Origin of the sequence: Helicobacter pullorum NCTC 12824, from assembly GCF_017979475.1 — a bacterium.
Taxonomy (GTDB): Bacteria; Campylobacterota; Campylobacteria; order Campylobacterales; family Helicobacteraceae; genus Helicobacter_D; species Helicobacter_D pullorum.
This window is the reverse complement of sequence record NZ_JAERIT010000009.1, coordinates 28,303-54,448: the sequence shown is the minus strand read 5'-3', so window position 1 is coordinate 54,448 and position 26,146 is coordinate 28,303. Positions and strand designations below refer to the sequence as shown.

Here is a 26,146-nt window from a genome sequence, read left to right as displayed (position 1 = left end):
TTTACTCCCTTATTCTGCTTCTTTTTGAATTTCTTGAGTGAAATCTTCCTCGCTCATTGCTTCTTCGATAACTTCTTGTTTTTCTTCCTCGCTAGCAGGTGCTACTTCTTCTTGATTTTCTGGGATTTCTCCACCAGCAATTGCTCTTCCTTCTGTGATTGCTTCTGCAATTTCTTTGCAGAAAAGTTGGATAGAGCGGATAGCATCATCGTTACCCGGAATTGGATAATCCACCATATCAGGGTCGCAGTTTGTATCAAGCGGAGCTACGACAGGGATTCCAAGTCTTCTAGCTTCTGCTACGGCAATTTTTTCTTTTGCAGCATCAATAACAAAAATCATATCCGGTGCTTTTTTGAGCTGTCTTACTCCACCAAGATATTGAGTAAGTTTTTCTTTTTTTCTTTGAATCATTAATTTTTCTTTTTTTGTCAAAAGGTCGATTTGCCCACTTGATTCCATTTCTTCGATGATTTCTAATTTGCGAATAGATTTTCTAATCGTAGAAAAGTTAGTGAGCATTCCACCAAGCCAGCGATAATTAACATAAGGTGCATTCACGCTTTCTGCGTATTGTTTAAGAGTTTCGCTTGCTTGCTTTTTTGTCCCAACAAACATAATTGTTTTGCCTTCTGCTGCAGCATCTCTTACGATATTGTAAGTGTAGCGGAAATAACGCAAAGTTTTTTGCAAATCAATAATGTGAATATTTTTTCTTACACCAAAAATAAATTTTTTCATTTTTGGATTCCAACGCCTTGTTTGGTGTCCAAAATGCACACCGCATTCCAAAAGATCTTTCATTGTTACCATAATTTTCTCCTATTTTAATGTTTTGGTTTTCCCTCCACGCTCATCAACAAAACCTCGCAATAAAGCCGTTTTGCAACCCAAACATAGGATTAGCGTGTGTGAGTTTTGATAAAATAAAAGCTTGTGATTATAGCAAAAAAATTTTAAAATTTATTTTAAAATAAATTAGAAATTTTGGGAATAAAAGGTATCGTGTAAGATTTTGATGGCGGTTTTAATTTAGGTAGAAAAGGGGATAAAGTCTTGATGGTAGATGGCTTTGTAAAATGTGTTAAAAGTTAGAGATATTAGTCTTTCTAGGGCTTGTATTTTTTGTTCTGTGGAGAGTGTAGAAATATCAAAAGTGATATAAGAATCTATAATCTCTCCTGATGTTGTTTGATGGCATAAAAGTGTGAAATTATTACTTGTGGCGATATTTTTCATAGATTCTAAAAGATTGTTATTTTTGCACATAATTTGCAATTCATAATAAATATGGCTTGTCCCTAAACCTTCATTTGCAACAATTTGATAAAATACATTATCCATAAAAAAACTGCTATGGATTTTTAAGAATCTATCTTGACTATCAAGTAAGGGCATAAGCCTTAAATGTTGCCCCCCCCCCCCCTGTAAAAATCGTTTATAAATTTCATGATAAAGTGGTAAGAGTGCGTTAAGATTCCATAAAAAGTGATAAAGTTTGTGAGGGCTTGTCAGTCCGCCTAGATTGTCAGGCTTGAAAGTCAGTGGCTTTTTGCCATTGATTTTTTCCCATATTTTGTGATTGACAAACCATTCTTGAAAAGCAACAAAAGTCAAAGAAGTATTCCAAAATTTGCTATCTGAATAAGCGTGTATAATGGTGTGTGTGTCTTGTATATGTCTTGGGATGATAGCAACTTTGTAGGAAATGTCAATAAATTCAAATTCAAGTTTATAAATATGAGCTAAGATTCCAAAAGGTGCTTCATTGCTTCCACTTTGGGTAGGGAGTAGATGGTTTTGGGCTATAAGCTTTAGGTATTCAAAGCATTTTTGAGTTGGGTTATCTTTGCCAAATTTCTCTAAAATACAACAATTGAAGCTTAGAAATGCAGCATTAGGTTTAAAGGGATTTTGCAATGAGATAGGATTATCAACCACACTCATAAAGGGTTTTTGGGCTTTGGATAAGTCTTCTTGTGTGATGGGGTGGTTTAAAATCTCTAATGCTCTAGCTACTTCAAAAGAATCTCCCACATTTACACCCCTAGCATCGATATCTTTTGCAAGTAAATCTTCAATAGAATCTAAGATTAAAATATCTGTATCAAGGTATAGGGCATAATCATAGTCTTTTAAATGGGTAAAAATATGAAATAGGGCATAAATAAAATGTCCCCACCTAGAGCCTTGAGGAATGAGAATTTTGGCAATATCTTCTTTGATATCTTTTAAAAAATCTTCATAAGCATAAGGAATCCAAATGATTTTATCTTTCCAAAGTGAAGAGATTTTTTCTCTTGTCTCTTGTTTAATATCATGGTAGATAAAAATATTAGTGATTAAATCTTCATTGTATCGTTTAAGCCCAATAATCACATTGGCTATTGCAAAATCATAGGCATTGCTTCCCGATAAGACAACAGCAACTTTGGGTTTTTTGTTGCCCATAGATATTTCCTTGTATAAAATGCTAGAAATTATATAATAATCTATCTAAAAGTTAGATTTCTTGCAAAATGCAAGAAATCCAATACTAGGATAGATTTGTGAATTTTAGGGGTTTAAGAGGTTTTGTTTTTGCATAGCCTCAAAGATTTCATCATAGCCTTTGAGTGCTTTTTCATCACAAATTACCCATTGATTTAAGCCTTCAAGTTTCATCATTTGAGCAATGGCAGGATCATTTTTGAGCGCATTTTGAGAGAGCATCATTTCAATAAAAAGGTCTTTTGAATCTGCATTTAGATTTTTGAGGGCAGTGAAGTTGCAGTGGCAATAATCAGGGCTTGCATAAAAGCTAGAAATTTCTGGATAAGAATCTTCTTGCAAGATTCTAGCCCAAGTGGTTGAGCCAATCGCACCTGCATCAAGAATGCCTGCTTTGATTGAATCTAGCACATCAAATTCGCTTCTACCTGTATCGCCGTGTTTGCCAACATCGCTATTGTAGCGGATAATCGCAATAGAATCTCCGATATTTTGTGAAGTTTGTAAATCTTTGGCTAAAAATTCTTGTGTGTTAAAACCTTCTTTTTGGAGATAGAAAAGTGGCATAATGGCTGCTTGTGCAGAATCCAAACTGCCAAGCCCAAATCTTTTGCCCCTAAGGGATTCTAAATTTGTAATGTTTTCTTTTCTACCCACAAAGATGCTCTTAAATCCGATATCTGTATCTCGCATTAAAAGTGCCTCTACTTGATTATTAGTGGCAAATTTAGAACGCACATAAGCGACATTAGTATTCCAAGCAATATCGATTTTCCCATTTAGCAACCACTCTACTTGTCGTTCATAATTGCTAAAAAGCACATAATCTAAACGCAATTTTCCTTTGAAATAATCGTTTGCATAATCTCTAATAGTATCCCAAATTGGAACGATTTGTGGTGCATAGGCAACCGCACCGACTAAAATATTTTTCATTTTTTATCCTTTATTAGTGATGGCATTTCCTAGCCAAATTTTTAGAATATCTAAGCTTGGTGCCATAACTTGACTAGCAAGAGCGTCTCTTAGATATTGTTCTAGTGGTAAATGTTTGCTATATGCTTTTCCTCCACCAAGTCGCATTGCAAGCTCGCAAATCTCCATTACTAAATGTGTAGCATTGATTCGGCAAGCAAAGATTTTTGCAGGTGCATCGCTTAAGCCCATATCAAAAGAATTTGCAGCATCTTTGACTAAAGCAATTTGGCTTTGCGTTTTGGTATAAAGTTCTGCTAAATGCACTCTTACAAGTTCATTGTCTGCCAAATCGCTCCCATTAGAGTATTTTCTGCTTTTGCAATGTTCCAAAGCACATTCATAAGCCGCCTTTCCAACGCCACTATAAACCGCTCCAAGTCCAGCAACAAAATACATTGCAACTAAATTGATTTGTTCTTCGCCTTCGCCCTCATTACCCAACAAAGAATCTTGCGGATTTAATTCTGCTTGGTTGTATTGCACGGGTTTTGAAACATTGCCACGCATTCCAAATCCATTCCAAACGCCTTCTTCATGAATTAAGGCAGGGTGTGTGCTAGGCACAATCCAATTATTTTTCTTACCCGCAAGTTCGCAAGAATTTGTATAAGTTAGATAGAAATCAGCTTCTTGTGCGGAAGTTACGAAACTTTTTCTACCATTTAAAATTCTTTGGTTGCCTTTTTTGGATTCGGTAATATCTGGATTGACAAAATGTGTCCCAGAGCCACTTTCGCTATAAGCTAGGGCAAAACTAATTTCTCCCTTTGCAATTTTTGGGAGATAAAGGTCTTTTTGCCATTTGCTAGCGTATTTGACAATACAAGCTGTGGCAACATTGTGCATCATATAGCAAAGTGCCACTGAAGCATTAAAGCTTGCTAAAGAGTAGCAGGTTTGAATATGGGCAAGATTTCCACCTTGAGAGCCGCCATATTCTTTGGGGATAAGTAAGCCCATAAAACCTTGTTGTTTTAATGCCTCATATGCTTCTTTTGGGAATCTCGCTTTTTGGTCAATTTCTTGTGCGTAAGGTGCGATAAATTCTTTACCTAATTTTTGTGTCAAGTTTTCTAAATTATTTAAATCTAACATTTTATTCCTTTTATAGCATAAATTTTAATTACATGAAATTAGGCGTATGGGAGCGACTTAAATCTCTTGCTAAATCTTCATCAATCCCGCATTCCATAAGCCTTTTTGTGCGATTTTTTTCCATTTTCTTTTTTAATTCCAAAACAGATTCAAAACCGCTTGATATTTTTGTCTCACTTCCTCCAGCCAAAATTGCCATTGATTCAAGTAACAAAGAGGATTCATCGCTTTGTGATTCAAGGTAATTTTTTCTTTTGAAAACAGCATCTTTGAGAATGGCTATTTTTGAAGGATTTTGTGAAATTGTGCTTTTGATATGATTCATTCCATAGGCAACATGTCTTGTTTCATCTCGTCTTGCTAGGTTGAGAAGTTTTGCAGTTTGTAAATCCCCTAGATTTTCAAAACATTTTTCTAAAAATCTTAAAAGATCAATAAAAGTCCCTTCGCCCATTACATGGAGTAAAAAACTAGATTTAAAATAATCCTTTTCATTCCACAAACTATAAAGACTTTGTTGTGTTGTAAGAGTGGAATACTGCACTCCTAGCCCTGTTGCATTGGCTCTTTTGATAAAAGATTCGATGTGTCTTCCCTCATCGCCGATAATACTTGAAAGCACCAAAGGAATGGGTGTAAAAAATGGGGAAATTTGTGCCAAAAATCGACTTGGAATATAGAGTGCTGAAAACTCATTTTCTGTTAGGTAAGTCATAATTTGTGCAGTGGCAAATTCTAAAGTAGAATCTAATGAAGGAATCTCGCTCCAAAGAATATCTGTAGTGGCATTCCATTGCATTTTTTTGGATTCTTCATAAATTTGCTCTAAATTATTCCCCCAAATTTCATTTTTGTTATTCAAAGGAAAATGATATTTGGGACTTGCTAGCTCTATTGAAGAGCCATTTGGTGCTAGTCCTTGATGGATTGGCGAGAGTGTAGAATCAGGGTTGAATTTTGTAAATTTTGTTGGAGATTGCTTTTGCATTATATAAGCAAAATATGTGCTATTGTTATTCTTAAGAGAGAATTTTTTTTGGAAATTTTCACCTTTGAATCTACACCATGCAATCAAATCATTTTCTAGATTATCATATTGGCTAATTATTTCGATAATATCACCCTTGTTGGACAATAAAAATGCGTTTTCAAGACGCATAAAAAATAACGCACCTGTAGGAATCGCACCCATAAAAACACAAGATTTTTCTTGCATATAAAGAACCTATTTTTTAAGTTGCAGCAAGATTTAGCGAAATTTAAGAAGACTTGTTGCTTTTCACACGGAAAACTTAATGGAGAGATGATTCTATCCCCATTTTGCTTAAAAGAATCTAACTAAAGCCAGAGATTATCTAATAAGCGAACCCCCTCGACTTTTGCTACCACCAAAATAAGTGTGGAATTTTTTTGGATTTTTGGAATCTCTTGTAAATGTTTATCTACAATTACAAAGTATTCTACTTCTAAGCCTTTAAGGGTTTCTAAAGCAGCTTGTTTGATTTTTGCGGATTCTATTTCTCCTTGCATAATCATTTTTGTTGCGGTGTTTAGAGATTGGGAAATTTTGAGTGCTTCTTTTTTGCCCTCTTTGGTCAAATAAGCATTGCGTGAGCTAAGAGCTAAACCTTCTTGAGAGCGGACAATCGGGCAGGGTATAATTTCTATTGGCAAAAACAAATCTTCTACCATTTGTTGAATGATGAGTAGTTGTTGGGCATCTTTTTTGCCAAAGAATGCTTTATTGGCTTGAGTGAGATTGAATAATTTATGCACGACTTGCAAAACGCCATTAAAATGCCCCGGACGCGTTTTGCCTTCCAAAATATTTGCCATTGCCATTGGTGCATTAAAAGTGATTTGAAATTCGCAAGAAAATGGATAGATTTCTTGGATTTTTGGCATAAACACTATATCTACCATAGCTTTTTGGCAAACACTTAAATCGGCTTCTTTTTTGCGTGGATATTTGTCAAAATCTTCATTGGGTCCAAATTGTGTAGGATTTACAAAAATGGAGACAATAGTGCAATCACAAGATTCTTGACTTGCTTGGATAAGAGATAAATGCCCATTGTGTAATGCCCCCATAGTTGGGACTAATCCGATGGTTTTAGTTGGATTTTCTTTTTTGTAAGTGGAGATAAAATTTTGTAATTCTTGAGTTGTGGTGAAAACTTGCATTGAACCTCTTTTGGATATTTTAGAATAAATAAAGGCAAAATTATACTAATAGATTCTAAAAAAACTTTTATAGAATTAATAAAGAATATAAAAATGCTACAAGTTGTGTTTGGGATAAAGATAAGTGTGATTGAATAAAGTGGTACGCCCAAGAGGATTCGAACCTCTGACCTACGGCTTAGAAGGCCGTTGCTCTATCCAGCTGAGCTATGAGCGCATTTGGTACCAAAGGGGGGACTCGAACCCCCGACCTCCGGCTTATGAGACCAGCGCTCTAAACCAGCTGAGCTACCTTGGCATACCAAAAGAGGAAGTGGAATTATACTCTTTTTATTTTAAATTATCATTAAAATGCAATTAGTTTGTTTTTTATGTTAGGGTATCAATTTGAGTATTTCCTAAATGAATGGCGTGGGAAAATTCTCTCAAAATTCTTTGGGTTTTTGCTTCTTGGCTTTTACGCATAATATCATTATAGTTTGAGGTTAGATTTTTGTTGTAGTTTTTTGTGTAGATTCCATCAAGATTATTGAGGTTTTCTTGAAATTCTTGAGCAACTTCCCCCCAACCCTTTGGTGTGATTCCCAAAAACCACTTTTCAGAATCTTTGGAGCTATTTGATTCTTCTTGCAGACTTTTTTCTTTTTGTTCTACCCTCTCTACGCTTGCACTTAAATTTCCTGCTCTAGTGAGAGTTTGTGCAACCGAAATTTTTTCATTAGGGGACATTCCAGCTGTTACTCTTTCAAAAGCCATATATTGTTCATCACTCATAAGCTCTAGGCTTATCATACCATAGGTAATACGCTCTTTTTGGTAATTTTCTTCTTCATTTTCTTGTTGTGTGGGTTGGATTTTTTGTGATTTAGTAATAGAATTGATATTATTTGAATCGCTCAATAAGCGATTGGCTTCATTGAAGATTCCGCTTAAATTTCCCATATTTTGATTGACTAACATTGGCTTACAATTCCTTCAATATTGTTTAGATTGAGTGTTTTAGAATTTTGTTCAAGCAAAAAGGATTCCATTTTTGCAGTTTATAAAAATATTTATCTATAAAGCCCATATAAAGGATTTTTAAGTTAGAATCACAACAAGAAAGAAAATCATTTTATTACAAGATTTTTTCAAGGATAAATTTTGGAGAAGATATTAGATATTATTGAGGGAATTTCTTATGAAAAAGGACTTCCAATTGAAAGTGTGGCGGAGGTTGTTAAAGAATCTGTGATTAAAGTAGCAAAGCAGACTTTGGATCCTAATATTTCTTATGATGCAGAAATTGATAAAAAAAATAAAACTTTACATTTGTATCAAGTCATTAGTGTTTGTGCTGATGATGATAATGCAAAAGAAGATAAAGAGCATTTTATACCGCTTTGTGAAGCAAGGAAGCATGATAGCGAAATAAAAGTAGGTGATGAATTGCGTTATGAATTGAGTTTGGAAAATATGAATCGTAGTGCGGTTAATGCTTTGTTTAGGGAGCTAGAGTTTAAGATTCAACGCCTTATTGAGACACAATTATTTGATAAATATAAAGCACAAGTTGGAAAGATTGTAAGCGGAAGCGTAGTGAGAATTGATGATCTTGGAAATACTTTTGTGGAAATTGATGAGGTTAGAGCAATTTTGCCAAAGAAAAATCGCATTAAGGGCGAGGAATTTAGAATCGGTCAAGTAGTGGGAGCGATTTTGAAGTATGTTGGGATTGATAAGCAAAATGGGATTAGCATTGAGCTTAGTCGAACCACACCAAAAATGCTTGAGGAGCTTTTGAGGTTGGAGGTCCCAGAAATTAAAGATGGGGAAGTCGAGATTGTAAGTTGTGCAAGAATACCCGGAGAGAGGGCAAAAGTAGCACTAAAAACAGATTCTGCCAAAATTGATCCAGTGGGAGCAACTGTGGGTGTAAAAGGTGTGCGTATTAATGCTGTTTCTAAAGAATTAAAAAATGAAAGCATTGATTGTATCGAGTATTCATCGCAGCCAGAAATTTACATTGCTCGAGCACTTTCGCCTGCCTTGATTGTTAGCGTTGTGGTAGAAGATAAAAGGGCAATTGTGACTATTTCTAATGAGCAAAAACCAAAAGCCATTGGCAAGAATGGAATTAATGTTCGATTGGCTTCTATGCTGACAGGTTATGAGATTGAGCTTAAGGAAATTGGCACAGGAAATCTTCAAAATAGTGAGCATATTCATCAAGAGAATGAAAAAAATGATTTAGATATCCTTTCTTCTTTGTTTAAGGGATAAAATTTGTTTTTTACATAATTCTTTAAAGGTTTATGCGTTAAAATGATATTTTAAAACAATTTTTAGTTTGGGGTTCTTATGATAGGCTTTATGCAAAAACATAAAAAATACCTAATGGTTATAATTTGGATAAGCACAATTGCTTTTATTGGTGCAGGATTTGTGGGTTGGGGAAGTTATAGTTTTTCTTCTACAAGCAATGCAGTAGCAGTTGTCGGGGATATTAAAGTTTCTATTGATAAAATGCAACGCGAATATGCGCGCTTGTATAATATTTACAATCAGCTAGTTGGAGGGACACTAGATGATGAGCAAGCTAAAAAAATGGGGATTGAAGAGCAAGCAATTAATAATTTGATTGTGAAAGCATTAATGCTCAATTATGCCTATGATTTGGGATTGCGTGTAAGCAAAGAAGAGATTATTCAAGAAATCACTTCTATTGAGGGTTTTCAAAATAAGGGACAATTTGATGAACAAATCTATAAACAAACCTTAAAGGACAACCAACTAAAGCCAAAAGATTTTGAAGAAGGCATTGAGGAAGGTTTGCTGCTTCAAAAATTAGATGCACTTTTGAATATACCTCTTACTCCTCTTGAAATTGAGGCTTTGGGTGCTGCATACTCGATGGAAGATTTGGTGCATATTGAAGTTATCAATAAAAAAGACATTGTTTTTACCCCAAAAGAAGAAGAAATTAAAAAATATTGGGAAAATAATAAAGATATTTATCAAACACAAAGAGGATATGAGATTTCTAGCATTTTTATACCTTTGGATTCTATTGCAGTAGAGGAAAATGCTTTGGAGCAGTATTATAAGGATTTCAAAAATCAATTTTTAGATTCTAATGGTCAAATTATCCCATTTGCACAAGCCAAAGATAAAGTAATTGAAAAATTTAGAGATTCACAAGCACAAAAGGAGGCGCTTAAAGAATATATTTCTCTACGCAAAGGGGAGAATCAAGAGGCTAAAGATTCTACTATTTATGAGGGAAGCGATGAATATGGAGCGGATTTTATTAACCTTTTAAGTCAAGCAAAAGAGCAAGAAACTTTGAAGCCTATTAGAGTAAATAATAAAGGCAAAGAGGGATATATTACTGCTAAGGTGGTTAAGATTATTCCAAGTCAGCCGCAAACTTATGAGGTAGCAAAGGCAAATGCAAAAGAAGATTATGTGAATGCAGAACAGATAAGATTATTAGAAGAAAAAGCCACTAAGCAACTTGGAGCATTTAAAGGCGTGAATGTTGGCTATATAGGGTATGGAAGTGAGGTAGAATTAGCAGAACTAACAAAAGAAGAAGCAAGTGATTTTATACGCATACTCACAACAAAAAAGGAAGAAAAAGGTTATATTTTGTTGGAAAATAAAGCAATTTTATACCAAATCTTTGACCAAAGAGTAAAAAATTCTGCTATAATTAAAGAAAATTTAGATTTTTTAACACAAAATGGCACTCAAATTAAATCAAGGTTGGTAGAAATAGAGTTTTTAAATTATTTATCAAAAACTTATAAAGTTGTTAGAAAAATCTAAGGAAAAGAATGGAAACGAGCTATAAAGGAAAGGAATTGGAGCAAACCATATTAGGAATCGACATTGGTTCAACAAAAATTTGTGCTGTTATTGCAAATTGTAAAGATGGGATTCCTCATATCATTGGGACTGGTTTTCATAAGTCTCAAGGTTTGAAAAAGGGGACAATTACTAATATTGAACAGGCAAGTAGGGCAATCAAAGAAGCAGTTAATGACGCAAGAAGGGTTGCTGGAACCAACAATAATAAGGCGATTATTTCTATTTCTGGAGCATATACAAAAAGCACTGATAATTCTGGAGTGGTAAATATTCCAAATAATGAAATTGGGATTAAAGAGATTAATCGAGCGATTCAAACAGCTTTGTATAATGCTACTATTCCTAATGAATATGAAGTAATACATATTTTGCCATACAATTTTAAGTTAGATGATCAAGATTTTATTGATGATCCAATGGGAATGACAGGAAGTCGTTTGGAGGTTTCTGTGCGGATTATCACTGCACAAAAATCTAGTTTGGGGAATCTTAAAAAGGCGATTAAATCCGCAGGAATAGAGATTCAAAATATCGTGCTTGCTTCTTATGCCTCTTCTATTGCTGTTTTAAGTGAAGATGAAAAGAATCTAGGTGTAGCGTGTATAGATATGGGAGGAAGCACTTGTGAGCTTATGATTCATGTGGGTAATTCTTTGCGTTACAATGACTTTTTGGGTGTTGGGTCTAATCATATTACCAATGATTTGGCTATGGCACTCCATACGCCACAATCTATTGCCGAACAAGTTAAAATTCAATATGGTGGTTTGTTGAAAACCAAAGAAGATTCTGAAAATCTTATAGAAATACCGAGTATTGGTGGCGATGACAATTCTAAACATCAAGTTTCTTTATCAGTTGTGCATAATGTCGTTTATGCCCGTGTTGAAGAAACTTTGATGATATTGGAAAAATCTTTAGAGAAAAGCAATCTCAAAGAGCAGTTAGGCAGTGGTGTTGTTTTGACTGGTGGAATGGTGCAATTAGAGGGGCTTAGGGAGCTTGCTTCGGCGTTATTTTCTGCGCCAGTTCGTATTGCAAAACCGGTAGAAATTGATGGATTATTTACCGATCTTAAAGGTCCAGAATGTTCTACGGCAATTGGATTGATTTTGTATGCTTCGGGGAAATATACAAATTATGAAATTGATTCTGAAAAACGAATTCGTTATCGTAATGAGAAATTAGAAGATGATACTGCACAATTCCATAGAAATATTCATCTAATGAATCCTCTTCAAGATAAGACTGCTACAAATATTAATCCAGTCAATAGTATTCCTAAGAGTGCAGCGGATATAAAACAGGATTTATCCGGTATTACAGAGATTAAAAAAATTACTCCACGCAGTAATAATGTTTTTGTTCAAATTTGGCAGAAATTAACCCAAATGTTTTAATTTAAAAAGGAGCAGAGAAAGATGTTTGATATTCAGGAAGTGAAACAAAATTTTGGTGCAAATATCAAAGTAATTGGTGTTGGTGGTGGCGGAAGCAATATGATTGGTCATCTTATTAGTACTGGGACTTATGAAGGGATTGAACTTGCAGTGGCAAATACAGATGCACAAGCTATTAGCACATCTTTAGCACCAGTTAGAATACAGCTTGGCGAAAAGCTTACCAAAGGTTTGGGTGCAGGTATGAAGCCTCAAGTAGGGGAGGATGCGGCATTAGAGAGTTATGAGGATTTGAAAAAGTTTTTAGAAGGGACAGATATTGTTTTTATTTCAGCTGGACTTGGTGGAGGTACAGGCACAGGTGCAGCTCCAGTAGTTGCAAAAGCCGCTAAAGAAGTAGGAGCGCTTACGGTTTGTATTGTAACAAAGCCTTTTAGATGGGAAGGTAGAAAAAGAACAGAATTGGCAGAAGAAGGTTATAGAAAGCTCAAAGCGGAGAGTGATTCGATTGTTGTTATTCCAAATGATAAATTGTTGTCTATCATCGATAAAAATTTAGGATTAAAAGATAGCTTTAGAATTGTTGATGATGTTTTGGTGCGTGCAGTAAATGGTATGAGTGGAGTGATTCTTTCTCATAGTGCAGGGGATATTAATGTGGATTTTGCGGATGTGCAAACCGTGATGAGCTACAAAGGACTAGCATTAATGGGGATTGGAGAAGCCGCAGGGACAGATGCTGCCAAAGAAGCTATCAAGATTGCTATTGAATCGCCTTTGTTTGATAATATGTCTATTAGTGGGGCAAAAGGTGTGTTGGTGCATTTCTATCTTAATCCAGATTATCCAATGGCGGAAATTTCTAATGCAATGGATGTTGTTTATGATAGCACTGATTCGGATGCGGAAGTGATTTTTGGAACTACTACAGATGCGACTTTGGAAAGAGATAAAGTAAGAATTACTATTGTTGCGACAGGTTTTGAAAAGGAAATTTCTCAAACTCATTCTGCAGAATCTAATGATAATTCGACTTTGAAGTTGGTTAATCCAAAAGATATGAGTCAAAGAATCAATCAGCAAAATACTTTACTTAGTGCAAAGAAAAAGATAAGTGGTGATGATTTTACTAATGAAGAATATTTGGATGTCCCTGCATTTTTAAGAAGACAAATGGATTAATTCTACTTAGTTTGTAACTATTTTGAGGGGAAATCCTTTTCATCCCCCCCCCCAGCATATTAAGGGCTAATGCCACACCTAGCACTTTTGCACTTGTTTTTAGCGCTTCTCTTCTTTGTATATTTTGGATTCCTTTTTGTGTTATTTTTTTGCTTCTTTGAGTGCTTTAGCATATTCTTCATCACTTACCAACTCTTCCCAATTCACATTTTGTCCATTTTTCTCTTGTGTGAGGGCTATGTGGCTTCCATGGCTTGTATCAGTTGCTCCATGAAAATGTCGAATATTTGGTGGGCAAGAAATCACATCACCTTTTTTTGCAATGGTTGCTGCTTGCCCCGGGATTTTGGTAAGAATCTCGCCATCTGTAACAATGAGTGTTTGTCCTGCTGGGTGTGTATGCCACGCACTCCTAGCGTTTTTGCTAAATTCCACTAAACCTCCGCCAAATTCTCTCCAAGATGTTGATTTAAACAGCATAGAAACTTTGACTTCGCCACTAAAGATTTTAGAATCTCCCTTGAAGCTCCCTAATTCGCCATTTCTTGTGATCGTTTGTGTATCTGCTGCCATAAGCATACCCCCTAAAAATAAAGTTAAAATGAGTATTTTTTTCAATGTTGTCTCCTAAAGTAATTTTGGGATTTAAATTTCTAAATTGCCTTTGTAGTCGTGTTTGAGGCTTGAAGTCTCTTATTTTGCAGCAAATCAATTTAGCGCAAATTGCTTGGGTGCAAATTTGAAAATAGCAATTTTGTGAAATGTTAAATCACAAATACAATTATAAAAGATGAGAGTTAGTCTAAGTCAAGAGGAAAATCAAAAAAAGCGATAAGTTTGGATTTGCCCCCTTAAAAAGGGGATTAAATTTATGAATCAAGGTATTTCTTGTATTCTTGCAATGGCAAGTTAGCAGCATTGGCACTAAAGATACAAAAAGGTTCTTTTTCTTGTAATCCTAAATATTTGAAGCTATGGTAAATTGGGAGTAGAATCTCTTTGATTGTTGCACCATGGTGTCCATCATAGCTAGATTCTGCTCCGCCTAGTGTGGTGATAATGCCAAATTTTTTGCCATTTAGCAACTTGGGTTCATTCCCATACAAAATCCCCGTCATCACTCTATCTTGCCATTCCTTTAAAAGGCTTGGAGTGCTAAACCAAAAAAGTGGAAATTGAAAGATAATCGTATCCGCCTCTTTGAGTAGTGCCTTTTCGGCTTCTGCGTCAATCTTGCCATCAGGATAAGTGGTGGTAAGATTGTGGATTTTGATGTGATTAGAATCTTTAAGTGATTCTAGTAACGCCTTATTGACTTTGGAGTTTTCCCAAAATGTGTGGGCAAAAAGTATTAGTGTTTTCATAATAAATTCCTTTAGTTTGTAATGTTTTATCATAGTATTACTTTTTTGATTTTTGGCTTAATTTCTTTTTAGAGTTTGTTATTTTTATGCAAGTTGTAAGGGGAATTTAGTAAAATTATATATTTAAGGTTTGATAGAAAGGGCAAAATTGTATCAAAAAATAATAGAATTAATGGAACAATGGGGAGTTTCTAAAGAGGATATTGAGTTTTATTCACAAAGCATATATACCAAAAATTTTGCAAAAGGGCAAAAAATCTTTAGCACACAAGATGAGTGCAGGGGATTGGTTTTGATTGAATATGGAACGCTTAGGGCTTATATTATCTCGCCTTGTCTAAAAGAGATTAATCTTTTTGTGTTGCATGGGGGAGATTATTGCATTCTTTCGGCTTCTTGTATGCTAAAAAATATTAGTTTTGAAGTGAATTTGGAATTTGTAGAAACTTCAAATGTTTTTATTTTGCCAAGCAAAATTTTCAATCAATTAAGCACAAAGTATCCAAAAGCAAAGCAGTTTCATTTGGATTTGGTTTCACAAAGATTAAGCAAGGTGGTTGATTCTCTGACTTCTTTGGCTTTTGAGCCTTTGGCAGATAGAATCTTGAAGTTTCTTCAAGAAATAGCTTTGGCTAATCAATGCAACAAAAAGATTCTTTATATTACGCACGAAGAGATTGCAAATGCACTTGGGAGTGCTAGAGAGGCAGTTTCAAGAGTGCTAAAAGATTTGGCAAAACAAAATAAAGTCGCATTAAAAAGAGGAATGATAGAGCTTTTGTGAATCCCCCTTGATCTATTTTATACTATCATATATACTTTTGATATAACATAAAGGCAAATCAATAGAAATCACTAGAAATAGATAGGATAGATTAAACATCGTATTTTACGCAGTTTATGGAATGAATGGAAACAAAAATAAAAGGATATAAAAGTATGGCAGAGAGGAAGGGATTAATATTGTAATATTTAACTTCGTAAAATACGATGTTTTGGATACATAAATTTTTTTATGTATCCCTTTATGTATCCTTTTGGGATACGATAAAATTTGCTAAATCATCAATGCCAAACTTTACATTATTACCCACTTTTGAATACTTGATTTTATTGTTTTTCATTATGCGATAAATAGTAGTTAAGCCGATACCTAGCAAACTGCAAGTCTCTTTCTTGCTTAACCAAAGTTTATTATACTTATCAAAAATCATTTTTGATATTTCTTTTTCTGTCATTTAAGCCTCCTTAATATCTACGCTATTTTTCAAGATTAATTCGATATACCCTTGTATATCTAACAAGCTATCTTTTTGTAAGCCACCATTTATAATTCTAGCTAGTTTCATAGTCACCATTATTAATGCAGTTTTGGCGTTATAGTCTAAATCATTCCACGCATCACCTTTTTGTATTATTTCAACCATTCTCCAAAAATCGCCTGATACTGCATTGAAATCCCCATAGCTCTCGCCTCTTTGTTCTAAAATCTCTTTAACTTCGCTATTCATTTTAAACTCCTTAGTATATTCCTAAAAATTCAGTGCCTTTTTGCAACTCAACTTCACCAAAATAACAGCTATAAACCTCGCAATCAGTAACCTTTTCTAAGCAAATATCAAGAAAGTATAAATTTTCTTTGTCAGGGGCTTTTTCAATAGCAACATCCAAGTTTCCATTTTCTTTTTTGAAATCTTGCAACTTCTCTATAAATTCACTTATTTTCATCTTCACTCCTCTTTTCAAATAAAACTCCGATAATAGCTTTATCATCGTTATTTCTTATCAACACCACATTTTTAATTTCTGCATTATGTTTTTCTTGATATTCTTTTATATCCTCTTCTAACAGATAAGTAAAATAATCACTTTCAAAAATTTTAAATTCTGTTTTCATTAATTATATCCCTCCACATAAAGTATTCTACATTGACTAGCATCTAATGCTTGTAATAGGTCTTTTAGCATTCCTTTAAGAATCCCATCAGCCATACCTATAAGTTCTTCTACTTGTTCATAGGTTAATGTGTAGATACCACTTGTTGAGTAACCAAAATAATCTAGCATTAGATTAGAGAAATCACTACCAAGATAACCTATTCTATCCTCATCCTTTAATTCTAAGTGTTTCTTTTTAAATGCCTTTAACTCTTTCTTATCTTTGAAAGCATAAGCATTACCTGCATATCCCATACTATCCCCTTATTTCCTATTTTTAAACGCTTCTTTAGCAATATCCAAAGATAGCAATACACTTGCTAGAGCATTATGTAGCTCAATATGGATCTGACTAAAAGCTTTTTGTATTTTTTCATCTGAATCCACCTTATCAAGTTTCCTAGTAATAGCTTTTAAATCCTTAAATCTAGTCTCTAAACTATTGATATAAGTCTCAAAAATATAATCTTTCACGATTCAACTCCTATTAAAATAATCGCTCGTCAAAATAGATAATATTTGATAAAATTCACAAGCACTTTCATTCAAATGATATGAGAAATCTTTCAAATAATTCCCTTTAAAATGCTTTTTCTCAAATTCTTCAAGTGTAACCATTTCCTTAGAATCTTCCAAAATCTTTTTTAGCTTTGATTCCATTTTTGGTAACTCCTCTTTTAATAGGCTTATTTTTTCCAAAGCCTCCTCAAAGTTAAAAAGGACGCTTCTTAAGTCCTCTTCTCTTAATTCAATAGCATTCATTATCTAAATCCCTCTCTTTCTCTTTGTCGAATTCCTTTTTAAAGCTCACAAATTGATTATAAAAAGCCCTTAGCTCTTTGTAGTGTTTCAAGATAAAATAATAGTCTTTAAAACCCTCTGCCAAACTTTCCGATTCATTTGCAAATTTAAACGCATCATAAGGGCTTCTAATAAGATTGAATATCAATATAATTACAAAGAATCCAAGCCAATTAAAAACAAAATCAAAAGCAAAAATGCTCTTTCTATTCTTAAAAGCTTTTAAGACAGCTCTAGCAACATTAATTCTGCCAACATTTCTATCTTTAAGCTCTTTTGCATATAAGTCCGAATACTCATAAATAAGAGATTTGTATTTATCTAATAGATAATTTTCTGCTTCATACTTATTCATTATATACCCTTTTAATACATATCTAAGCTAGGACAAACAAATCTTGCTTGATAGCCATAATCTGAAATTTTAAGTTCTTTCCAACAACTTGAAAATCTACTTTCACCTTTAACATTTATATATAAATAGCATCCAATTTTAAGTGCATATTTAAGATTTAAGTTTTTTAAGCTATTATAAAGAGGCTGTATAAGCTCCTTTTCAATATTTTTAAAAGTAGCTTTATCAATTTTAATAGCTCTATCAGTATTGAACACCTTTATTTCAACTGTTCTAAAAGTATTAATAAGTTCTATATCACCTAGTGATATGTATTCTTTTAAAGAATTTTTATGCTTCTTTAGCATATAAGGTATTAGTATTTCTCTACAAGAAGTTAAAAAACCTTTAGCTTCTGTATTTTCTTTATAACAATACTCTAATATCTCTTCATTAAACTCTATTCTCATTTTATATCCTCCTAGAATAAGGGCTTATATTCTTTATTCGTTCTTTTGCGATAGAGCTTTTCATTTTCTAAAGAGTAGTTAATCTTACTAAGGGGTGCTACTCTTTTCCAATAGTTTTCATACAATGCAATAGTTTCCCCAACTTTCGGAAAACATATAATTTAAGATTTTTTCTGCTGTTTCGCTACACCCAATAGGTGCTTTAATAGGTATAAATTCAAAATTCAACTTACCTTTTTTGTATCTCCTATTGAATCTCAATTCAACATACCCACCAGCCAAAACCTTTAATAAGCATACTTATCTATCTTTTCCATAATAGCTTCAGTTTTCACTCTTCCCAAATGGTAACTTAGAGAAATAAACAACTCCATTCTTTTGGGATTATGTGAATCCTGTTCCTCTCCACTGAAATCTTCACGCCCAATTATCTTAAAATTATCATCAACGATATAAACGCCATTATCTCCGACTTTGATATTTTCGTAACTATCCAAAGTTAAAAGCTCTCCGTCAAAAGCCTTTTTAGAAACCTCCAAAACTGCATTAAAAGGCTCAAAATAAAAGCCATCTTTATTTAATTCGTATTCTTCCTTTGCTATTTGTAACAAAGGTTCGATTGAATCACGCCCACCATTCCAATGCTGATAAATGGCTTTTGTTCTTGTATGATTCACAATTACACAACGATTTCCCATTTTTATTCCTTTACATTTCTATTTAAATTAATTCTGTGATTATTATTTCTAATTTATCTTTAGTGCCTAAAATCTTTTGCACTTGCAGTGTGGTTATTTGCGTATCATTATGATAACAAACGCCCTCTAGGCTATCTAAGATAGGTTTTAAAATATTGTCAATATCTCTTCTTCTATTGCCTTTATAGCTCCAAATGATTTGCATTTTTATTTGTTCGTTTGAGAGTTTTGCTCCAGCCTCTTTAGCTTTAAGAGCTAAAAGCCTTTTAAACTCTATTCCTTTTTTGCTGATATACCTATGGTATCCATTGCCTAGCCAATAGTGATTAATACTAGGTGGATTGACATTTTCTATTGTTATTTTCACTAAGTCCCCTTAAGTAGAATATTTTTGAAAATTCTCTTTGGATATACTCTTCATTGCCACCTTGTGAAATGCAGTAATATAAACCTTTGTGATTATTGAAAACTTGTTTTAAGATTAATAATTCCTCTTTTGTAAAAAGTGGTTCATTGTTTATTTTGTTTTTGAGTTTTGCAAAATAAACCTTACCTGCAATAAAATCATCTACCATTTTATTGTCTTTGATGAATCTTATTACTGCTTCGACTTTGTTAAAGAGGGATAAGCTTTCTTTATCCCATTTTGAAATCTCATAACCCTTAAGCTTTTTACATTCATTGGCAACTAGATTTAATGTTAAAAACCTGTTTTCACTCACACAAGCTTTGTATATTTTGTAGATTTGCTTTTCATCAAAAGGCTCTAAATATTCTTGTAACGCTTGGCAGTCAAGCTTATTAAAAGAATAAAACTTTTTTGCAAACTCATCTATAAGCTCCTGCCTTGTCATTTTAGAATATCTCCTCTGCCTCTACTTCTTGTGTTTCTGATTCTTCTTTTAAAAAAGATTGGATTAGCAAATCTAATCCCCCCTCATCATCTAAAAGAGTTTGAAGCTTTGCCTCATCACTTGATTTGATTTGATTAGTTAAACAAAAATTTCTGATTTCCTCTTTGCTTAAGCCCTTTGATTTTAGTTTTTCTGAAAACTCTAAGGCTAGATTCCTTTTTGGTGTTTCAATTTGTGGGGCTTGTGGTGCTGTGTAAGTCTCTGCCTTTTCCTCTAGTGGAATTTCATCTGCGGTGTAAGGCATTCCGCCTAGCTCACAAGAAAAGCACATTCTAAATCCTTGTGCTATTGCTACTTTTTTAATCATAGTTCTAGGTTTGCTCTTCCACATAGAATTGTTTTGATTGTATTCACTAAAATAAACTTCGTGCCTAAATGGCTCTCTCCAATCTTTGCGGTAAATTTCCACAACTCCTTTTAACTCTGCTCCATCTCCCTCACTCCAAGCTTTCCACCCTGCTAGTTGTCCGCTCATCTCTGCTCGCTTAATATAAACCTCATACCCTACAATAACATTGAAATTATTTCCATAGGGTATGGCGTAAATTTCCCTAGCAAAAGGATTGAGTTTAAAGCTTCTGCAAATTTCTAAAAATTGTTCTTGATGTTTGGGCTGAATGTTGCAACCTAAGCTTGTAAGGTATTTTTTTGCAGTTTCTAGCACTTCATTTTTTTCGATTGTCATTATTTCATTATTCATTTTTTATCCTTTATTTTAAAATGGTATTTCATCATCACCAATATCAATAACTGCAGTATTTTTATTGTTATTTTGAATAACTTGTGTTTCTCCGCTTTGTTCATAGATTATTTTTGTTTCTTGCGGAGCTTGTTTTGTTTGCTCTTGATTCTTTTTATCAACAAAATTGATTTTTTCAATTAAAATGGAATGCTCTTGTCTGTTGTTTCCATTGTTGTCTGTCCAAGTATTTAACACAAGTTCTCCTTGAATTAGAATCCTGCTTCCTTTTTTGAAATATTGATTAATCACTTCGGCGGTTTTACCAAAACAAGAGGCTTTAACATAAAGCACTCTTTCATCATATTCCCCATCTGCTCTTTTAAATCTTTTGTTGTGGGCTAGGCTTAGATTTGCTAATGCACTACCGCTAGGTAGATACCTTAACTCCACATCTTTTGTTAGCGTTCCTAGTAGTGTTACATTATTCATTACATTGCCTTTAATTCAAAATAAGTGGTGTCGCTTCTTAGATAATCATTTGGGATTGTTAAATTCATATCATTGCAATATTTTTTATAATCTATCCCACCTTTGCGTGTTTTTTCGATTATGCTTAAATGCTGTGTTTGAATAGGCTTGTTGCCTACATATTCTAAGATTTGCTTTTTTAACTCATCTTTTTTGTGTGTGTAAGCTTCTAGCATTCTATTAATGTCTTTCCATTCTGTTGCTAAACCCTCTAATATAAAATCTTGTTGTGATTCTATGCTTCTTTGGTATTCCTCCATAAAGCTTTCTAGGCTTGGGAGGTTTGCTTCTATGAAGTTTGTTTTGTGGATATTTTCTTTTTTTATTTCTATCCCTTTGCTTCCTTTGATTCCTTGAATGAATAATCCTTGCTCTACCTCTAGCACTTCCATTTCTAATTGCATTTGTGCAAAATAATAAATCGGTATATCCTCATAAAATTTTCTTGGTGCTTTGATTTCTAAGGCTAATCTCTCATCAAGCAAAACATCATTAATTACTCCATCAGGAGTTGCACCTAAAAAATTATATTTTGGGTGAATTAAGAATCCTGTTTGCTCCACTTTCATAGAGTTTTTTTCTAATTCATTAATGATGATTGGTTCAAAAGTAATACCCCTTTGAATATCAAAATTGTTTTTTTCTTTTTTGATTCCAAAATGCTCTAGCACCATTTCTTTTAAAACTTGATTTCTGCTTTGATAGGGATTTAGTCCTAAAACTGCTCCGATTCTGCTTCCTGTAATTCTATCTGTGCGTCTAACATCTAACATTTTATTTCCTTTCTTGTATGTATCCTAGTTTTTTAATGATTAGAAATGTTTTGTGTATTTTTCCATTTTTGTTTAGTCTTTGTCCCTTGTTATCCCTTAATGCTCTTTGCAAGTTATGCAAATCACTTTCTGTGAGATTGTTTTCTTTTAGAAAGTTTCTAATAAAGCCATAGTCCTTTAATATTTTTTCTTTGTTGATACTTAACATTTAACCCCCAAAAAAGTGTCTATTGGTCTTGCATTTAAACCTTGTCTGCTCCATATAAGCCCCTCAAAAACGCTGTAATATCTGCTTGAATAAGTAGCTTTTAAGCCTCTATAAAAAACTATTTTTTCCATTTTTAAGCCTTTAGAGTTTTTGAAATTTCTTGTATTTCTTGATTGTTTTTTTCATCATACCTTGCTTTTATTTTTTCCCAATTTTTGAGAATAAAATCTCTACCTTTTTGAGTCCAATTAGAAGTGGTTTTGAAATCTTTGCCTGTTTTGATACTCAAGATTCCATAATGTGAATATTTGGCATAAGGTAGCCACACATCGCCTTGCTTGAAAATAATCCCAACTTTATGTAAAATTTCATTGAGTAGATTTGCGGAGGATAAGCCTAGTTCCTTTGCTAAATAGGTGCTAGGATAAGTCTCATCACTAAGAAAAAGTCTTTTGTGTTGAGCTTCGAGTGTGCTTTTCTTTTCCTCGCTATCTGCTAAAGCTCTGAGGGCTTCACTATAAGTTTTAGGTAGTTGATATTCCACCCCTTTAGGATTTTTAGCTATTAAAGCTTTGGTGTAGTCCCTTTCTGCTTTTATAAAATGTTTTCTTACTAGCTTTCCCCTCTCTGTCTTTTCTAACATCGAGATTTCTTTTGCTAAATCTGTGGTAATAATGTAGTCTTTTTTGGCTTTCGTCATTTTTGGCGATAAGGTCGTCAAATTTGACGATACTTCTAAAACAATGTAATCCTCGTCCTTTATCGCCATTGAATCTTTTAATCGTCTTTTTATCCAATGGCTAAATTCTGTTTTAACCTCTAAGGCTTCGTGTAAGTTTCTAGCATTAACGCTGTTGATTTCCTCTCCACCTATATTTTGTTTGTTAATGATGATTCTACACATAGCTTCCATACCTCCTTATAATTTCTTGCACAAAATCTTTTAATTTCATTTCTTGATATTGCTCATCTAAAAGCCAATCTAAAACATCATCTTTGTTGTCTAATAAGGAGAACAGAATCTCCTCATCATTTAATTGAGTTTCCATTTATGCTCCTAACAATTTAATCTCATTAAAACCCATTTGTGTTTTAAGGTTAAAAGCCTCATCAATTAGGTTTTCTTTGACTTCAGGGAATGCTTCTTTGGCTTGTTCTTTATTAACTATCCAAGCTCTAAGCCTCCCAACTTGAATATTAAATTTGGATATAAACTCTTTATTAAACTTCAAATGGATATTTCCATTTTTATAGCCTTTCCATTCAAAAAAGATTTCTCCATTATCAAACATAATAGTTCCATTGCTTTTAAGCTCGTGGAATCTCTCTGCAAAATAATATCTGCCTCTATTTTCCAAAAATTCTTTAAACTCCATATCTCTAAAGCAATAAGGGCTAGTTTTAAAGCCTAGATTTTTGGCTAAAACTCTTAGGCTTTCATTCAATCCCCCATCGCTTCTTGTCAAAACCACCCTATAATCGAGTTTTTTGGCTTTGAATTTATACTCATCATTGTATCTCCAAGTATTGTTAATAAACTTTTTATTGCTTTTGTATTCCAAAGCCTCATTGTTTGCAAAATCATCAAAGAGTGTCAAGAACCCTTGATGGATAAAATGGTTGGTATTTTTAATTGCCCATATTAAAATTGCATAGATATTGCCTTTGTTAAATTCAATGCCATTTTCACTTGCAATAAAACTAGAAACATAGCTTCTATAAGCGGGTATAATCCTGCTTGTAAGCGTGTCTAGCTTGTTAAAAAGCTCACTCCAATAGAGAGCTTTTAACTCTCTTAATTGATTAGCGATACTTTTTGTAAGCTTGTCTTTATCAATGTTCAAGGATTTAAAGATTTTTGGGTGAATGGCTTTAAGTTTTGAAACACTCTCTACAAGTTCATTTAAATCCTTTTGGTAAAGTTTGCAAAGTGTATCGATAATATCACTACTTGCCACCTCTTTAGTAGCGTTTTCTAGCCTGTCCCTCTCTTCTTGCCTCTCTGCCATTGTGGCATAGGATTCTGAAATAGAATCCAAATCTAAGCCAAAGGCATTTTTCAAGAAATCTTGAAAAATATCCTCTTTGTAGTGAAACTCGATAAATAAAATATCTACTTTTGCCCTTGCTTCTCTATCCTCACTTTCTAAAAAATCAAAGCTTCCTAAAATCTCTTGATTGATAATGCCTTTTCTAGCCTTTAGAGCCTCACTAATAATCTTAGAATTTTTCCACCTTTGTGGAATGATTAAAACTAAATATTTTGCGTTAGCTTCTCTTATGATTCTATCTGCCCATTTCTCGTATTCGCTGTAAGGTGGATTAGAGAATATTAAATCAAATTCCTTTTCAATTAAAGAAGTTTGAAAAATATCCCTGCCTATTACAAGAGTATTAGGGTTAAGCTCATTAATCAAAATGTCGCTTTTTTCAATAGCAAAGGTTTCTAAATTTGTTCCAAAATCCAAACTATCTAAAACTTTGCCATTTCCTGCCCCTATATCCAAAATAGAACTAGGCTTACGCTTATCCGAGCCAAAACTTTTGAAATGCTCATTAATGCAGTTTATCATCTCACTTGTTGTGGGGTAAAATTCAAAATCTTGCCCCTGCTTTTTTAAATCTTTAATTAAACTTGGAATACTCATTTAATCCCCTTTAGGATAAAATTTAAGCTAATTAGCTTAAGTGGGAGTAATGAAATATGAAAAAAGTCTCATCAAAAATAAGGATTTAAAAAAAAGAACGCATTACTCCCGCTTAAACTAATGTAAATTAACCGCTCATTAGAACGCCTGTTTTGCACTCTCTTGGAATCCATTTTATTTTTTGTCGTTTGCTAATAAACTTAAACTAATGCCACGCTTAGCCACGCTATTAGAAACCAAAGTTAGCAATAACATCACTTAATATAACACTTAAGCATAGTTATCGTAACTATTATTAAAATTTAAATACCAAAAGAAAAACTAGGTTAATTTGGTAATCCTTAGTTCTCTCGGAATCAATAAGTTAAAGAACAAAAAAGTTAAAAACTTTTAATCTGCTTCTTAAATAGATTTGATTAAAATCTTAAAAGGAATTGATTAAAAAGTTAAAAACTTTTGATAGGGGAATTATATTTGCTTTGTCCTTAAAATATCCTTATTATGTCCTTAAAATATTATTAAATAGGAGGAATTTATTATGAATGAAGTTAGAGAATATATAAATAAGGTAAAAGACGAAATGAGTTTTTCAAAGGATATAGAGCTTTGCAATGCAATAGGTGCAAAGAAGCAAAACTTTGATAAATGGATACAACGCAACAGCATTCCACCTGTGTGGGATATTAAAATTAAGTCCTTAGTTAAGACAAATGTCCTAAATACAGAATCCACTCCGCAGGATTCTGAAATGGTTAATATTCCTTTTTATAAGGATTTTGCAGTTTCTGCTGGGTTTGGGGTTGAAAACTTTGCAGGGGAAGTGGAGTTAATACCCTTTAAAAAAAGGGAATTGTCGTTAATGTTTGGGATTACTTCCTTTAATAAAATAGGGATTATTCAAGTAATTGGGGATTCGATGTCGCCTACACTTAAAGAGGGTCAAATGCTAGTTTTTGTTGATGATAGCACAAGCATTGAGGGGGCGATTTATATCGTGCAATATCAAGATGAAGTCTTTGTAAAAAGGCTGAAAAAACGCCCTTTGGAGCTAGTGAGCGATAATAAGGAATATTCTAACATTGCAATTAAGGAGTTGGAAGAAATTAGAATCATTGGGCGTGTGGTTGGTGTTTATGAATTGAATTATAGGAGGATATAATGAAAAAGATAGTTTTTGTATTTTTGCTGTTGTGTGGCGTTGGTTATGCTGAGTTTTACAAGGTGTTTATCACTAGGGAAGCACAGGATTTATATAAGACTACTGAGGGTATTTATATAAAAACTAGGTATTGCCTTGAATATGCTTATGGCGATGAAGCTATTTTAAAGTATGAGGGGTATGGATATAGCGATAAGTTGATATTTGAAAATGGTAGCACTTGCGATGTAGAGAGAATCTTAAGATAGGAAGTTATAATGAAAATTACTGAAGCGATTGTAAGTATATTGTTAGCGTTGTATGGGTTATCAGTGATGATAATGGCAACATATTTTAATTTTTTGTATGCAAATGAAAATGGTTTTTTGGCTTGGCTTTTCTTTGGCGAGATTATTGCTACACTAAAAGCTATTGTGTGGCCTTATTTTATCTTTATAGCGGGGTGATT

37 protein-coding genes and 2 tRNA genes are annotated in these 26,146 nt (G+C 33.5%); 8 read left to right on the top strand and 31 right to left on the bottom strand.

Annotation, left to right across the window (positions count from 1 at the left end; genetic code table 11):
* Positions 1-9: 9 nt before the first annotated feature.
* From rpsB to JJQ98_RS07080, 9 genes are all read right to left on the bottom strand, one after another.
* A complete protein-coding gene (gene rpsB / locus JJQ98_RS07120) occupies positions 10-813 on the bottom strand; it encodes a 30S ribosomal protein S2 (RefSeq protein WP_005023532.1) in 804 nt (267 codons plus the stop codon).
* A gap of 219 nt (positions 814-1,032) precedes the next feature.
* Positions 1,033-2,451, bottom strand: coding sequence for a glycosyltransferase (locus tag JJQ98_RS07115; protein ID WP_191337898.1), 1,419 nt, complete (start codon positions 2,449-2,451; stop codon positions 1,033-1,035).
* A gap of 105 nt (positions 2,452-2,556) precedes the next feature.
* Positions 2,557-3,426 (bottom strand): phosphate/phosphite/phosphonate ABC transporter substrate-binding protein, encoded by an 870-nt coding sequence (locus JJQ98_RS07110; RefSeq protein ID WP_151105088.1) that lies wholly within the window; start codon positions 3,424-3,426, stop codon positions 2,557-2,559.
* A gap of 3 nt (positions 3,427-3,429) precedes the next feature.
* Positions 3,430-4,563 carry an acyl-CoA dehydrogenase family protein gene (locus tag JJQ98_RS07105; RefSeq protein ID WP_151105089.1) on the bottom strand — a complete coding sequence of 378 codons (1,134 nt, stop codon included), beginning with the start codon at positions 4,561-4,563 and terminating at the stop codon, positions 3,430-3,432.
* A gap of 28 nt (positions 4,564-4,591) precedes the next feature.
* Positions 4,592-5,779 (bottom strand): DUF455 family protein, encoded by a 1,188-nt coding sequence (locus JJQ98_RS07100; RefSeq protein ID WP_151105090.1) that lies wholly within the window; start codon positions 5,777-5,779, stop codon positions 4,592-4,594.
* Positions 5,780-5,901: 122 nt separating this feature from the next.
* On the bottom strand, positions 5,902-6,747 hold the full coding sequence (gene panC, locus JJQ98_RS07095; RefSeq protein WP_151105091.1) for a pantoate--beta-alanine ligase: 846 nt from the start codon (positions 6,745-6,747) through the stop codon (positions 5,902-5,904).
* A gap of 140 nt (positions 6,748-6,887) precedes the next feature.
* Positions 6,888-6,964, bottom strand: a tRNA-Arg gene (locus tag JJQ98_RS07090).
* Between the two features lie 3 nt (positions 6,965-6,967).
* Positions 6,968-7,045, bottom strand: a tRNA-Met gene (locus JJQ98_RS07085).
* A gap of 71 nt (positions 7,046-7,116) precedes the next feature.
* Positions 7,117-7,707, bottom strand: coding sequence for an HP1233 family protein (locus JJQ98_RS07080; protein ID WP_054198643.1), 591 nt, complete (start codon positions 7,705-7,707; stop codon positions 7,117-7,119).
* Positions 7,708-7,890: 183 nt separating this feature from the next.
* On the opposite strand from JJQ98_RS07080, the gene nusA reads away from it, so the two are divergent.
* The 4 genes from nusA (at position 7,891) to ftsZ (ending at position 13,181) form a co-directional block, all read left to right on the top strand.
* Complete coding sequence (gene nusA / locus JJQ98_RS07075) at positions 7,891-9,009, top strand: transcription termination factor NusA (RefSeq protein ID WP_054198642.1); 1,119 nt, start codon at positions 7,891-7,893, stop codon at positions 9,007-9,009.
* Between the two features lie 78 nt (positions 9,010-9,087).
* A complete protein-coding gene (locus JJQ98_RS07070; RefSeq protein ID WP_151105092.1) occupies positions 9,088-10,557 on the top strand; it encodes a peptidylprolyl isomerase in 1,470 nt (489 codons plus the stop codon).
* A gap of 35 nt (positions 10,558-10,592) precedes the next feature.
* Positions 10,593-11,999 (top strand): cell division protein FtsA, encoded by a 1,407-nt coding sequence (gene ftsA, locus JJQ98_RS07065; protein WP_005023513.1) that lies wholly within the window; start codon positions 10,593-10,595, stop codon positions 11,997-11,999.
* Positions 12,000-12,020: 21 nt separating this feature from the next.
* Positions 12,021-13,181, top strand: a complete 1,161-nt coding sequence (gene ftsZ, locus JJQ98_RS07060; RefSeq protein ID WP_151105093.1) for a cell division protein FtsZ — start codon at positions 12,021-12,023, stop codon at positions 13,179-13,181.
* A gap of 141 nt (positions 13,182-13,322) precedes the next feature.
* On the opposite strand, the gene JJQ98_RS07055 is transcribed toward ftsZ, so the two are convergent.
* Together JJQ98_RS07055 and JJQ98_RS07050 are read right to left on the bottom strand one after the other, a co-directional pair.
* Positions 13,323-13,754, bottom strand: coding sequence for a cupin domain-containing protein (locus JJQ98_RS07055; protein ID WP_065826640.1), 432 nt, complete (start codon positions 13,752-13,754; stop codon positions 13,323-13,325).
* A gap of 296 nt (positions 13,755-14,050) precedes the next feature.
* A complete protein-coding gene (locus tag JJQ98_RS07050) occupies positions 14,051-14,545 on the bottom strand; it encodes an NAD(P)H-dependent oxidoreductase (RefSeq protein ID WP_054195824.1) in 495 nt (164 codons plus the stop codon).
* A gap of 148 nt (positions 14,546-14,693) precedes the next feature.
* On the opposite strand from JJQ98_RS07050, the gene JJQ98_RS07045 reads away from it, so the two are divergent.
* On the top strand, positions 14,694-15,329 hold the full coding sequence (locus JJQ98_RS07045; protein WP_151105094.1) for a Crp/Fnr family transcriptional regulator: 636 nt from the start codon (positions 14,694-14,696) through the stop codon (positions 15,327-15,329).
* A 241-nt stretch (positions 15,330-15,570) separates the two neighbouring features.
* Here the strand turns inward: JJQ98_RS07045 and JJQ98_RS07040 are convergent, their stop codons facing one another.
* The 20 genes from JJQ98_RS07040 to JJQ98_RS06945 all read right to left on the bottom strand — a co-directional run bounded on the left by JJQ98_RS07040 (position 15,571) and on the right by JJQ98_RS06945 (position 24,539).
* A complete protein-coding gene (locus JJQ98_RS07040; protein WP_054198840.1) occupies positions 15,571-15,783 on the bottom strand; it encodes a helix-turn-helix domain-containing protein in 213 nt (70 codons plus the stop codon).
* Complete coding sequence (locus JJQ98_RS07035; RefSeq protein ID WP_151105095.1) at positions 15,784-16,056, bottom strand: DUF6378 domain-containing protein; 273 nt, start codon at positions 16,054-16,056, stop codon at positions 15,784-15,786.
* A 10-nt stretch (positions 16,057-16,066) separates the two neighbouring features.
* Entirely contained in the window at positions 16,067-16,273 is a 207-nt protein-coding gene (locus tag JJQ98_RS07030) for a hypothetical protein (RefSeq protein ID WP_151105096.1), read from the bottom strand.
* Positions 16,260-16,442, bottom strand: a complete 183-nt coding sequence (locus tag JJQ98_RS07025) for a hypothetical protein (protein ID WP_151105097.1) — start codon at positions 16,440-16,442, stop codon at positions 16,260-16,262. Before JJQ98_RS07025 ends, JJQ98_RS07030 begins: the two co-directional genes overlap by 14 nt.
* Entirely contained in the window at positions 16,442-16,738 is a 297-nt protein-coding gene (locus JJQ98_RS07020) for a hypothetical protein (protein ID WP_151105098.1), read from the bottom strand. Before JJQ98_RS07020 ends, JJQ98_RS07025 begins: the two co-directional genes overlap by 1 nt.
* Positions 16,739-16,747: 9 nt before the next feature.
* Complete coding sequence (locus JJQ98_RS07015) at positions 16,748-16,957, bottom strand: hypothetical protein (protein WP_151105099.1); 210 nt, start codon at positions 16,955-16,957, stop codon at positions 16,748-16,750.
* Positions 16,958-16,960: 3 nt separating this feature from the next.
* Positions 16,961-17,245, bottom strand: coding sequence for a hypothetical protein (locus JJQ98_RS07010; RefSeq protein WP_151105100.1), 285 nt, complete (start codon positions 17,243-17,245; stop codon positions 16,961-16,963).
* Positions 17,232-17,639: a hypothetical protein gene (locus JJQ98_RS07005; RefSeq protein WP_151105101.1), complete on the bottom strand. Its 408-nt coding sequence runs from the start codon at positions 17,637-17,639 to the stop codon at positions 17,232-17,234. Before JJQ98_RS07005 ends, JJQ98_RS07010 begins: the two co-directional genes overlap by 14 nt.
* 11 nt (positions 17,640-17,650) lie before the next feature.
* Entirely contained in the window at positions 17,651-18,088 is a 438-nt protein-coding gene (locus tag JJQ98_RS07000) for a hypothetical protein (protein ID WP_151105102.1), read from the bottom strand.
* A gap of 287 nt (positions 18,089-18,375) precedes the next feature.
* On the bottom strand, positions 18,376-18,786 hold the full coding sequence (locus JJQ98_RS06995; RefSeq protein ID WP_151105103.1) for a hypothetical protein: 411 nt from the start codon (positions 18,784-18,786) through the stop codon (positions 18,376-18,378).
* Between the two features lie 22 nt (positions 18,787-18,808).
* Entirely contained in the window at positions 18,809-19,153 is a 345-nt protein-coding gene (locus tag JJQ98_RS06990; protein ID WP_151105104.1) for a RusA family crossover junction endodeoxyribonuclease, read from the bottom strand.
* Positions 19,119-19,640, bottom strand: coding sequence for a hypothetical protein (locus tag JJQ98_RS06985; RefSeq protein WP_151105105.1), 522 nt, complete (start codon positions 19,638-19,640; stop codon positions 19,119-19,121). The genes JJQ98_RS06990 and JJQ98_RS06985 overlap by 35 nt, the downstream gene beginning before the upstream one ends.
* A gap of 1 nt (position 19,641) precedes the next feature.
* Complete coding sequence (bet, locus tag JJQ98_RS06980) at positions 19,642-20,400, bottom strand: phage recombination protein Bet (protein ID WP_151105106.1); 759 nt, start codon at positions 20,398-20,400, stop codon at positions 19,642-19,644.
* Positions 20,401-20,415: 15 nt separating this feature from the next.
* Entirely contained in the window at positions 20,416-20,871 is a 456-nt protein-coding gene (ssb, locus tag JJQ98_RS06975; protein WP_151105107.1) for a single-stranded DNA-binding protein, read from the bottom strand.
* Positions 20,871-21,683: a lambda exonuclease family protein gene (locus JJQ98_RS06970; RefSeq protein WP_151105108.1), complete on the bottom strand. Its 813-nt coding sequence runs from the start codon at positions 21,681-21,683 to the stop codon at positions 20,871-20,873. The genes ssb and JJQ98_RS06970 overlap by 1 nt, the downstream gene beginning before the upstream one ends.
* Before the next feature lies 1 nt (position 21,684).
* Positions 21,685-21,891 carry a hypothetical protein gene (locus tag JJQ98_RS06965; protein ID WP_054198719.1) on the bottom strand — a complete coding sequence of 69 codons (207 nt, stop codon included), beginning with the start codon at positions 21,889-21,891 and terminating at the stop codon, positions 21,685-21,687.
* Entirely contained in the window at positions 21,885-22,022 is a 138-nt protein-coding gene (locus tag JJQ98_RS06960; protein WP_155462874.1) for a hypothetical protein, read from the bottom strand. The genes JJQ98_RS06965 and JJQ98_RS06960 overlap by 7 nt, the downstream gene beginning before the upstream one ends.
* Positions 22,023-22,024: 2 nt before the next feature.
* Positions 22,025-22,804 (bottom strand): antA/AntB antirepressor family protein, encoded by a 780-nt coding sequence (locus JJQ98_RS06955; RefSeq protein WP_151105109.1) that lies wholly within the window; start codon positions 22,802-22,804, stop codon positions 22,025-22,027.
* Complete coding sequence (locus tag JJQ98_RS06950) at positions 22,788-22,940, bottom strand: hypothetical protein (RefSeq protein ID WP_170252221.1); 153 nt, start codon at positions 22,938-22,940, stop codon at positions 22,788-22,790. The genes JJQ98_RS06955 and JJQ98_RS06950 overlap by 17 nt, the downstream gene beginning before the upstream one ends.
* Positions 22,941-24,539, bottom strand: a complete 1,599-nt coding sequence (locus JJQ98_RS06945; RefSeq protein ID WP_151105110.1) for a class I SAM-dependent methyltransferase — start codon at positions 24,537-24,539, stop codon at positions 22,941-22,943.
* 538 nt (positions 24,540-25,077) lie between these two features.
* On the opposite strand from JJQ98_RS06945, the gene JJQ98_RS06940 reads away from it, so the two are divergent.
* Genes JJQ98_RS06940 through JJQ98_RS06930 form a run of 3 tightly spaced genes read left to right on the top strand, consistent with a single transcriptional unit; the run spans position 25,078 to position 26,144 of the window.
* A complete protein-coding gene (locus JJQ98_RS06940) occupies positions 25,078-25,698 on the top strand; it encodes a LexA family transcriptional regulator (protein WP_151105111.1) in 621 nt (206 codons plus the stop codon).
* Positions 25,698-25,946 (top strand): hypothetical protein, encoded by a 249-nt coding sequence (locus tag JJQ98_RS06935; protein WP_054198722.1) that lies wholly within the window; start codon positions 25,698-25,700, stop codon positions 25,944-25,946. Before JJQ98_RS06940 ends, JJQ98_RS06935 begins: the two co-directional genes overlap by 1 nt.
* Before the next feature lie 9 nt (positions 25,947-25,955).
* Positions 25,956-26,144 carry a hypothetical protein gene (locus JJQ98_RS06930; protein WP_054198723.1) on the top strand — a complete coding sequence of 63 codons (189 nt, stop codon included), beginning with the start codon at positions 25,956-25,958 and terminating at the stop codon, positions 26,142-26,144.
* Positions 26,145-26,146: the final 2 nt, after the last annotated feature.